Here is a 9,926-nt window from a genome sequence, read left to right as displayed (position 1 = left end):
ATGCGGCTCGGGTTCCGGCTTGGCCTGCGGCTCGGGCGCGGGCGTCTCGGGCGGCGGTGTCGTCTCGGAAGGTGTATCGGGCGCCGTGGGCGCAACCGGATCCGGCGTCGGCTGCGGCGCATCCTTCGGCGCCGAGGCCATCATCGTGTTGAAGTCCTGCTCGGACATCACCGCGACCTGGCTGATCACCACCGGCTTGTTCGGCTTCGGGAAGAACCACTGCCCCCCGGCAATGACCCAGAAGAGCACGCCCACATGCAGCGCGCCCGACAGGCCGTAACCGATCTTGTCCGCACGGTTCATGCGATGCTGCCCCCTGGGCTCAGTTCCCCGCAGGCGCCGTCAATTGCGGCCCTCCGGTATCGGTGACGAGCGTGATGTTCGAGAACCCCGCGCCGTTGAGCGCGCCCATCACCTGCACCACCTGAGAATAGGAAATCTTGCCATCCGCGCGCAGGAACACCTTGTTGCTGTTACGCTCGGCCGAGATCGCCTTGAGACGGTCGATCAGCTGATCCTGCGGCACTTCCGAGTTCATCAACGAGACTTTCCCGTCCGCCTGAAGCGAGATCGTCAGCGGCGTTTCCTGCTCTGTCGGCACGGCCTTGGCTGCGGTTTTCGGCAGCTCCAGCGGCACGCCCACCGTCATCATCGGCGCGGCGACCATGAAGATNNTTCGGCTCAGGCTTGGGTTCCGGCTCGGGCTTGGGCTCCGGCTTCGGCGCCTCCTCCTGGGCCTGCTTTTGATCCTTTTCCTCGCGGGCCGGCGCGGTGTTGGCCTCCGGCGCGCGGCGCGTCTCTTCCATCACCGTGGCCATCACGTGGGGCGGAATTTCCGGCGGCCGCCGCAGCTCCGGCTCCGAGGACCAGGTAAACACCATCAGCCCCAGCACCAGCAGATGCAGAAACGCGGAAAACCCGACCGCAACGCCACGATCGCTCATGAACGCCCCGGCGGCTCCGTAACCAGCCCCAGGTTGGTGACGCCGGCCTGCTGCAGTTCGGACATCAGGACCACCACTTTGCCGTAGGGCACGTTCTGGTCACCTTCCACCAGGAAAAGAGTCTCCGGTTTTTGTTTCCGGATCGTGAGCACATGGCCTTTCACCGTTTCCAGGCTCGCCGACGACTGGCCGTCGCCGCCCACGTTAATGTAGTAGCTGCCGTCCGGGCGCACCGTGATCATCACCGGCTCGTCGTTGTTGGTGATCGCCGCGCTGTCGGTCTGCGGCAAGTCCACGGACACGCCCTGGGTCATCATCGGCGCGGTGGCCATGAAGATCACCAGCAGCACCAGCATCACGTCGACCATTGGCGTGACGTTGATCTCGCTCATCGCGGCATGACGCCCGCGCCCGCTCCTGCGGCGCCGCGATCCGCCCGATCCGCGTTTTGCAACACCCGCGCCCATGATCAGCTATCCAACTGGCGCGACAGGATGGTCGAGAACTCGTCCGCGAAGGCCTCGTAGTTGCCCGCAATGCGATCGGCATCGGACGACAGCTTGTTGTAGAAGATCACCGCCGGGATTGCCGCGAGCAGGCCCAGCGCGGTCGCGACGAGCGCTTCCGAGATGCCGGGCGCCACGACGGCGAGCGAGGTGTTCTGCGAGATCGCGATTTCCTCGAAGGCGACCTTGATCCCCCAGACCGTGCCGAACAGGCCCACGAAGGGCGAGATCGAGCCCACGGTCGCAAGGAAATTCAGCCCGTAATTGAGGTTCTCGGTGGCTTTCTGGATCGCGACATCCATCGAGCGTTCGATCCGCGCCTGCGCGCCGGTGATCAGCGCGCCGTCCTGACGGTGCGACCGACGCCATTCCAGCATGCCGGCGGCGAAGATCTTCTGGCTCGCACCCTCGGGCGCGGGGCCGATCTGGTCGAACAGCTCATCGAGCGGCTCACCCGACCAGAAGGCCCGGTCGAAGGCTTCCGCCTCGGAGCGCGCCGCGCGATAGGCGATGAATTTGCGGATGATGATCGCCCAGGACCAGAAGCTGGCCACCACGAGAATGATCATCACGAGTTTGACGGTCAGCGATGCGCGCAGAAAGAGCGCAAGCAGGGAGAAGTCGATCTCCTGCGCCATCGCAAGCGAAGATTGGTCCATAGGTACTGCTCGCCGGTTGGGGCCACGTTATCGGGCCTCTGATTACCAGCGATTCTATATCAGCAGTAAGGGGAACGCCATAACAACAATGTAACCGGCGAAACCCCGCCGCTTTTCAATGCAGTTTCGGGGCCAGTTTCCGGCGAATATCGGCGGGAAGCCGCTGAGCCGCGCCCGCCTCATTGAGACAGACGATGGTGACCTGCGCGGTGAACAGCACTTCGCCGTCGCGCTGCACGGTCTGCTCCATCACGAAACGCGCGCCTGTCTCGGCCACCAGATCGGTCGTGACCACCAGCTCGTCGTCGAATTTCGCGGGGCGCAGGTAATCGGCCTCGACCCGGCGCACCGCGAAGACCACGCCGTGATCGGCCTTCAGCGCGACCTGATCCACGCCCAGCGCGCGGACGAATTCGGACCGCCCGCGCTCGATGAACTTCAGGTAATTGGCGTAATAGACGATCCCCGCGAGATCAGTGTCCTCGTAATAGACCCGGATCGGAAACTCATGCGCCATTCTCGTTCTCCTGATCGTCCGGCTCCGCCTCGCCCACTTCGCGCGACAATTCCCGCACCGCCTCTGCGGCCTCGCCCTGACGCAGACCTGCGCGGGCGGCAAGGCGCAGCGCGTGGCTCGGATCTTTGGCAACCGCCGGCATCGTCGGATCGTAGCCCGCCGCAATGATCGCCGCGATCTCGGGGCGCAGCACGGTCACCCCGCGCGCAACCGCCAGCGGCGAGCGTTTCACGAAAGCCTTGTCGGACCACAGCAGGATCATCTGCACCGCCTGGCTCAGCGCGATCACCTCGGCAGGCACCTCGTCGAGCCCGGCATCCATCCGCACGAAGGCGAAACAGGCCCGGATCGCACCGTCCTTGTCGAAGCGGAAGACGCGATACTGGTTCGCGCCCTGATCGTCGAGCCGGATCACCAGATCCTGCAGCCCGTCGATCAGGTGATCGAGATTGGGCACCTCGAGCAATTCCTGCCAGTCGCGGAAGAAGAAGATCATCAGGTTCGCGCCAAGCTCAGGATCGGTCTCGGCCATCTTGTGCCCGGCCAGCGCGACCACCGCCTCGACCGCGCCTTTCACGGTCGCCAGCGTCGCAGCCTCGACCCCGAAGACCACCGGAACGACGGGACGCCCCCAGCGCGCGAACAGATACTCGTCGGAGGAACGCCGGAAGAGCTGCTCCACCATTTCGCCCGTGATCTCTGCCTGTTCCGACATGCTGCCTCCCTCGCTTCGCCCTGACCCTAAGAGATCGCGACGGAGGGGGAAAGGGGCCAACCCCTCTGCCGCGTATCCCCGGCTCTTGCCTGCAGCGGCATTTCGGCTTGGCACAAATATCCCGGGGGAGCGCCCGACAGGGCGTGGGGGCAGCGCCCCCCTCTTCTTCGGCATCTCCGGGCCCCCACAGTGACGGGCGGCAGCCCTTCCTGATCTGCGCTTGCCGCGCTTGCACCTCGCGCCTATAAGGGCGGCATGTTCTTGCTGGCTGCATATCCGCGAATTACCTGCCCGGCGCTCTGACGCGTCAGGGTAGCCGGGATATTGCGCCAAGCCCCGAGGCGTGCGCGCGCACGCCCTTCCCTTTCCCAAGGACGACAATTCCATGAGTTCCGACCAGACCACCGAGACGACCGCCCCCGATTATCGCGGCACCGTCTTCCTGCCGAAAACCGACTTCCCGATGCGCGCGGGCCTGCCCATGCGCGAGCCCGACTGGCTGGCGCGTTGGGAGAAGATCGGCGTCTATGACCGCCTGCGCGAGAAGGCCGCGAAGGACAACCGCCCGAGCTTCGTGCTCCATGACGGCCCTCCCTATGCGAACGGCCATCTGCATATCGGTCACGCGCTCAACAAGATCCTGAAGGACTTCATCACCCGCTCGCAGCAGATGATGGGCCGCGATGCGCGCTACGTGCCGGGCTGGGACTGTCACGGCCTGCCGATCGAGTGGAAGATCGAAGAGCAGTATCGCGCCAAGGGGCTCGACAAGGACGCGGTCGACGTCGTGGACTTCCGCCGCGAATGCCGCGCCTTTGCCGAGAACTGGGTCGACATCCAGCGCGAGGAATTCAAGCGTCTGGGCGTCTATGGCAACTGGGCCGATCCTTACCTGACGATGAACTACCATGCCGAGGCGGTGATCGCCGAGGAGTTCATGAAGTTCCTGATGAACGGCACGCTCTATCAGGGCTCCAAGCCCGTCATGTGGTCGCCGGTCGAGAAGACCGCGCTGGCCGAGGCTGAGGTCGAGTATCACGACCACACCAGCCACACGATCTGGGTGCGCTTCAAGGTGCGCCGGGGCGGCAACGCGGCCATGCCGACCGAGGATGCGGTCGAGTATGACGCGGCCGATCAGGCGCTGCTGGCCGATCAGCTGCATGAGGCGAGCGTCGTGATCTGGACCACGACGCCGTGGACGATCCCGCAAAACCGCGCCGTCTCCTTCCATCCGACGATCGGCTACGGCCTCTACCGGGTCGACACGCTGGGCGAGAAATCGACCGCCGAAGAAGGCGAGCTGCTGCTGATGGCCGATGCGCTGGCGCAATCCGTGATGGATCAGGCGAAGGTCGAGAGCTTCACCCGCGTGCGCGACGTGACCGCATCGGAGCTGGAAGGGCTGACGCTGTCGCACCCCTATGCCGGCGTCGATGGCGCGAATGGCGAATGGGATTTCGACGTGCCGCTCCTGCCCGGCGATCATGTGACCGACGAGGCTGGGACCGGCTTCGTGCACACCGCGCCGTCGCATGGTGACGACGACTATCAGATGGGCCTCAAGTTCGGCCTGCCGATGACCTACAACGTCGAGCCCGACGGCAGCTACCGCAAGGATCTGCCGCTGTTCGGCGGCGAGGCGATCGTCGCGGCGGACGGCAAGGACGGCCCGGCGAACGTATCGAACATCAAGCAGCTCGCTTGGGCCGGTGCGCTTCTCGCCAAGGGTAAGATCAAGCACTCCTACCCGCATAGCTGGCGATCGAAAGCACCGCTGATCTATCGCAACACGCCGCAATGGTTCGCCGCGATCGACCACACGCTCGACGATGGCATGGGCACCTACGGCGACACGATCCGCAAGCGGGCGCTGACCTCGATCGAGGAGCTGGTGACCTTCACGCCCGAGAAAGGCAAGAACCGCCTGCATTCGATGATCGAGAACCGTCCCGACTGGGTGCTGAGCCGTCAGCGCGCCTGGGGCGTGCCGCTGACCTGCTTCGTCAAGAAAGGCGCCAAGCCTACCGACGAGGACTTCCTGCTGCGCAATGCCGAAGCCAATGCGCGCGTCATCGCCGCCTTCGAGACCGAGGGCGCGGATGCGTGGTATGAGGACGGCTTCAAAGCGAAGGTTCTCGAAGGTCTGGTGAACCCCGACGATTACGAGCAGGTCTTCGACGTGCTCGACGTGTGGTTCGACAGCGGGTCCACCCATGCCTTCGTGCTGCGCGACCGCGCGGACGGGGCCGAGGACGGCATCGCCGATGTCTACCTCGAAGGCACCGATCAGCACCGCGGCTGGTTCCACTCCTCGCTGCTGCAGGCCTGCGCCACGAAGGGCCGCGCGCCCTATCGCAACGTGGTGACACACGGGTTCACGCTCGACGAGAAGGGCATGAAGATGTCCAAATCGCTCGGCAACACGATCGTGCCCGAGGAAGTCATCAAGCAATACGGCGCGGATATCCTTCGCCTCTGGGTTGCTCAGACCGACTTCACCGAGGATCAGCGTATCGGCCCGGAGATCCTGAAAGGCGTCGCGGACAGCTATCGCCGTCTGCGCAACACGCTGCGCTTCATGCTGGGCAATCTCGACGGCTTCTCCGACGCAGAGCGCGTCGATCCGACGGAGATGCCGGAGCTGGAGCGCTGGGTGCTGCATCGTCTGGCGCAGCTCGATGTGGAGGTTCGCAAGGGCTATGACGCGTTCGACTTCCAGGGCGTATTCCAGCAGCTGTTCAACTTCTGCACGGTGGATCTGTCGGCCTTCTATTTCGACATCCGCAAGGACGCGCTCTATTGCGACCCGGAAGACGGTCTGCGTCGCCGTTCGGCGCGCACGGTGCTCGATCTGCTGTTCCACCGCCTGACGACCTGGCTGGCGCCGATCCTCGTCTTCACGATGGAAGATGTGTGGCTGTCGCGCTTCCCGGGCGACGATGCCTCGGTGCACCTGCAGGACATCCCCGAGACGCCCGCGGACTGGGCCGACGCGAGCCTTGCCGCGAAATGGGACGGCATCCGCCGCGCCCGTCGCGTGGTGACCGCAGCGCTAGAAGTGCAGCGCTCAGCCAAGGTGATCGGGGCCTCGCTCGAGGCGGCACCTGTCGTGCATGTCGAGGATGCGGACGTTCTTGCGGCACTGAAATCGGTGCCCTTCGAGGATCTCTGCATCACCTCGGATATCGCGCTGACCGCCGATCCGGCCCCGCAGGAAGCGTACCGTCTGCCCGAAGTCTCGGGCATCTCGGTGGTCTTCGAGAAGGCGGATGGCGAGAAATGCGAACGCTGCTGGAAGATCCTGCCCGATGTCGGCACGCATAAGCATCCCGGCACCTGCAAACGGTGCGACGCGGCGCTGGACTGAGCAGACCGCTACCAAAGACAGAATGAAGGGCACCCCGCGCGGGTGCCCTTTTTCATGTCACCTCAGGACGGCATCTGATGCGGCGGCAGAGCCGGAGGCCCGAACCGGTTGCCGCCCGTGGAGCCGCGCTGAACGGTGAAGAAGAGCAGCACGAGCGTCCCGATCAACGGGATCAGCGCGATCAGGGCCCACCAGCCGGTCCGGTCGGTATCATGCAACCGCCGCACCAGCACCGCGAGCGAGGGCAGGAACACGACGAGAGAGAAGATCCCGCCGAGCAGCGATGCGTCGTGCCGCATCATCATCGGACCGAAAAGGATACGGTCCAAGATGCCGAAGACGATGTTGCCGAGAAAGATGAACAGAACGAACCACCAGAATTCGGGCCGGGCTGCGCGACCAGTGAATGTCACGTAGTTCGAGAAACATTTGCGGATTGCGTCGCTGAACTCCATCGGAGCGTCTCCCTCTGTTTATGTGCCGTAGGGAAAGCTTAGCCGCAGGGTCGCTCTCGACGCCAGCCTCAATGCAGATTCAGACCGCATCCCTGTCGCGCAGCCAGCGCTGCAGCGTGCGCTCTTCGGCCTGTGCCTGCTCGCGCTTTGCCAGCTCCGCCGCGCGTTCGGCGCGGGCACGGTCGAGAAGCGTGTCGTAGGTCTTCGCTTCTCGAAACAGCTCTCGCATCCGGTCTTCGAGCGGCACGCGGCGTTCGTTCAGCGTGCCGATTTCCTGATCGAGCCACGAGACCGTCTCGCGCACCGCCTCGCGAAACCCGGCCGCATAGGGAGCGGTCTCGGGCGAGGTGACGTGAAGCTCGGCCCTGGCGCGCTCTGTCAGCGTATCGCGTTCGCCTTCCAGCCGCGCGACCTGCGCATTCAATTTCGATAGCTCGCCAGCCTGCTCTTCGAGCTCGCGCCGCCGCAGCCGCCCGATCACCTCCAGAGCCGCGATCCGGTTGCGCGCCATCGCCTGTTTACGCCGCCTGCGGCAGCTCTTTCTGCGCCTGTTCGACGGCGTAGAAATCGGGCTGATAGACGGTGGGGATGCTGCCGCGACCGATCTCGATGCAGATATTCGGCGGGTGGTCGCTCACCAGCGCCACGAAGATATCGCGGATCACGGCATAGAATGCGGAATCCTCTTCCTCGATCTGGCGCAGACGCCCGGACATCGGCTGCACGAAGCAATAGGCAAGGAACACGCCGAGGAAGGTGCCGACAAGCGCGCCGCCGATCATGCCACCCAGAATTTCCGGCGGCTGGTCGATCGCCCCCATCGTTTTGATCACGCCCAGAACGGCCGCGATGATGCCGATGGCAGGAAGCGCGTCAGAAACGGTCTGCAGCGCGGAGGCCGGGGCCATGACCTCGCGGTGATGCTTCTTGAGCTTGCGGTTGATGACGTCCTCGGTCTGGTATTTGTCATCGAAGTTCATCGCCAGCATCCGGAAGCTGTCAGTAATCAGCTGGATCGCGAAATGGTCCTTCAGGATGCGTGGATAGCGACCGAATATCTCGCTCTCCTCCGGGGTCTCGATATGCGAGTCGAGCGCGATGATCCCCTTGTTGCGATAGAGCCGCGACAGTTCGAACAAAAGATTGAGCAGATCGGTGTAGTCCGCCGTCTTCCACTGGCTGCCCTTCATCACTTTCACAAGCCCGCGCCCCGAGCGGCGGATCATGCTGAACGAGTTCGCGATCAGGAAAGAGCCCAAGGCCGCGCCGCCGATCATCATCCCTTCGAAAGGCAGTGCGTGAATGAGAACGTCCATGCTGCCGCCGGAGAGGAGAAAGCCACCGAACACGAGGCCCACGACGGCCAACAGGCCAAGGATGATCGTCATTATTCTTTGTCCGTGTGTTTCGCGCCCTGCGGTCTTTCACCGACAGCCGCCGTTTCCTGAAATTCTTGGCTAAATCTCCGGCGACGCTCCCGTTAAGTCAAGTATAAATGCCGGAATCGCGAGCAATATTAAGCATAAATCTAAGACTTCGGAGGCTTAACAAGGAAACTTGACCGATTATTCATGAATAGATAAGTTCAATCCAACACGGATCTTGCATTCAGGGCATTTCATGAGCGCCAGCGCGGAAGCCATAGCCTTTCTGCTCGAAGAGCAGGACCTGCGCCATCTGTTCCAGCAATGGCCGCAGCAGATGTGTCTGGCTGTGGGCCTCGACCCGGAAGGCGGCTGCGCGATGCTGGTCTTTCACGCAAGCGAGGCCGAGCGCGTCCTGCCCCGGCTCGCGCGTTCGATGAACTGGCGGGCGGATGAGTTCGCCGTCATCCCGAAGGTCGACGGCTACCGGACCCGGCGGATGCTGTTTTCCGACGAGCAGAAGATCCTGTCCCTCGTACATGAGACCGACGATCTTCCGGAGATCGCGCGCGATTACGCGATCAATTTCGCCTATGCCGCCGATGAAGGTCTCGATCCGGAAGCGCTGACCGATGCGAAATCGGCCTCGGTCTCGCCCGCGATGCGCGAGGTGGAGCGGCTTCTGTCGGAGCTGAACCCGGAACAATCCACGACGACGGCGCCCGCAAGCAAGATCGCCGCGCCCCCGCCACGTGCCAGCGCGGAGGCCGCGCGCGCCACCGGCGAGGATGGCGGCCCGCCCGGCTTCCGGCGGTTGAGCGACACGCACCGGGCCGAGGCGCTGATGGCGACGTGCGAAATTAGCCTCAGGGGCGACACCGTGCGCATTTCCATCGAAGACGCCGGTGCCGATGCGCAGAGTTTCGGGGTGCGGGACGTGTATTTCCGTGACGACCTGCACAGCTTCGCCATTCCGGTCGCCGAACTGGCACGTCAGGGCGCGACCGCCATGCCCGGTCAGATCCACGCCCCCGCAGACCATTTTCCCGCCTCGCTTCTTGCGACCCTGCGGCGGACCCAGCTTTCGGCGCGACTGACCGCGCTCGACCACTTCATCTTCATCGCGCCCGAAGCCGCGAAACCGCAGGCCGCCCCCCTCGCCGCCCCGCTGCGCGAGGAGACAGGCAAGCTCCCGGTGAAGCGCGCGGGCGCGAAGCCGCAGATGCGCACGATGCTGGGTGGTGCCGCGCTGATCTTCTTTTCCGCGCTGGCGCTGCAACTTGGTCTGACGCCCGCGCTCAGCCACGGCGAGGCGCGGAAGGTCTCGCTCGATACGATCCGCGAGTCCGTCTTCCAGTCGCTTGCGGACGACCAAACAGGCGAGGAGCGCTGAGCC

The 9,926-nt window shown here is 64.2% G+C and carries 10 protein-coding genes and 1 pseudogene; 2 read left to right on the top strand and 9 right to left on the bottom strand.

The window, feature by feature from the left end:
• From B3D39_RS05380 to B3D39_RS05355, 6 genes and pseudogenes are all read right to left on the bottom strand, one after another.
• A pseudogene (locus B3D39_RS05380) lies at positions 1–303 on the bottom strand (hypothetical protein); the annotation flags it as partial.
• 19 nt (positions 304–322) lie between these two features.
• Positions 323–748 carry an ExbD/TolR family protein gene (locus tag B3D39_RS05375; protein ID WP_414717970.1) on the bottom strand — a complete coding sequence of 142 codons (426 nt, stop codon included), beginning with the start codon at positions 746–748 and terminating at the stop codon, positions 323–325.
• A 192-nt stretch (positions 749–940) separates the two neighbouring features.
• Entirely contained in the window at positions 941–1,336 is a 396-nt protein-coding gene (gene tolR, locus B3D39_RS05370; protein WP_286789441.1) for a protein TolR, read from the bottom strand.
• 77 nt (positions 1,337–1,413) lie between these two features.
• A complete protein-coding gene (gene tolQ, locus B3D39_RS05365) occupies positions 1,414–2,109 on the bottom strand; it encodes a protein TolQ (RefSeq protein WP_078521931.1) in 696 nt (231 codons plus the stop codon).
• Between the two features lie 115 nt (positions 2,110–2,224).
• Entirely contained in the window at positions 2,225–2,626 is a 402-nt protein-coding gene (gene ybgC / locus B3D39_RS05360; RefSeq protein ID WP_078521933.1) for a tol-pal system-associated acyl-CoA thioesterase, read from the bottom strand.
• Positions 2,616–3,341 (bottom strand): hypothetical protein, encoded by a 726-nt coding sequence (locus B3D39_RS05355; protein ID WP_371326886.1) that lies wholly within the window; start codon positions 3,339–3,341, stop codon positions 2,616–2,618. Before B3D39_RS05355 ends, ybgC begins: the two co-directional genes overlap by 11 nt.
• Before the next feature lie 385 nt (positions 3,342–3,726).
• On the opposite strand from B3D39_RS05355, the gene ileS reads away from it, so the two are divergent.
• On the top strand, positions 3,727–6,711 hold the full coding sequence (gene ileS, locus B3D39_RS05350; protein ID WP_274962873.1) for an isoleucine--tRNA ligase: 2,985 nt from the start codon (positions 3,727–3,729) through the stop codon (positions 6,709–6,711).
• 62 nt (positions 6,712–6,773) lie between these two features.
• Here the strand turns inward: ileS and B3D39_RS05345 are convergent, their stop codons facing one another.
• The 3 genes from B3D39_RS05345 to motA form a co-directional block, all read right to left on the bottom strand.
• The gene (locus B3D39_RS05345) at positions 6,774–7,166 is read right to left on the bottom strand and encodes a DUF805 domain-containing protein (protein WP_274962874.1); all 393 of its coding nucleotides are present in this window, start codon (positions 7,164–7,166) and stop codon (positions 6,774–6,776) included.
• Positions 7,167–7,245: 79 nt separating this feature from the next.
• Positions 7,246–7,677 carry a flagellar FliJ family protein gene (locus B3D39_RS05340; protein ID WP_078521938.1) on the bottom strand — a complete coding sequence of 144 codons (432 nt, stop codon included), beginning with the start codon at positions 7,675–7,677 and terminating at the stop codon, positions 7,246–7,248.
• Between the two features lie 7 nt (positions 7,678–7,684).
• Entirely contained in the window at positions 7,685–8,554 is an 870-nt protein-coding gene (gene motA, locus B3D39_RS05335) for a flagellar motor stator protein MotA (protein WP_078521940.1), read from the bottom strand.
• Between the two features lie 232 nt (positions 8,555–8,786).
• Between motA and B3D39_RS05330 the strand changes: the two genes are divergently transcribed.
• On the top strand, positions 8,787–9,923 hold the full coding sequence (locus tag B3D39_RS05330; RefSeq protein WP_274962875.1) for a hypothetical protein: 1,137 nt from the start codon (positions 8,787–8,789) through the stop codon (positions 9,921–9,923).
• Positions 9,924–9,926: the final 3 nt, after the last annotated feature.

Origin of the sequence: Thioclava sp. UBA3469, from assembly GCF_002378135.1 — a bacterium.
In the GTDB taxonomy this organism is placed as follows: domain Bacteria; phylum Pseudomonadota; class Alphaproteobacteria; order Rhodobacterales; family Rhodobacteraceae; genus Thioclava; species Thioclava sediminum.
This window is presented reverse-complemented; position numbering and strand designations above follow the sequence as displayed.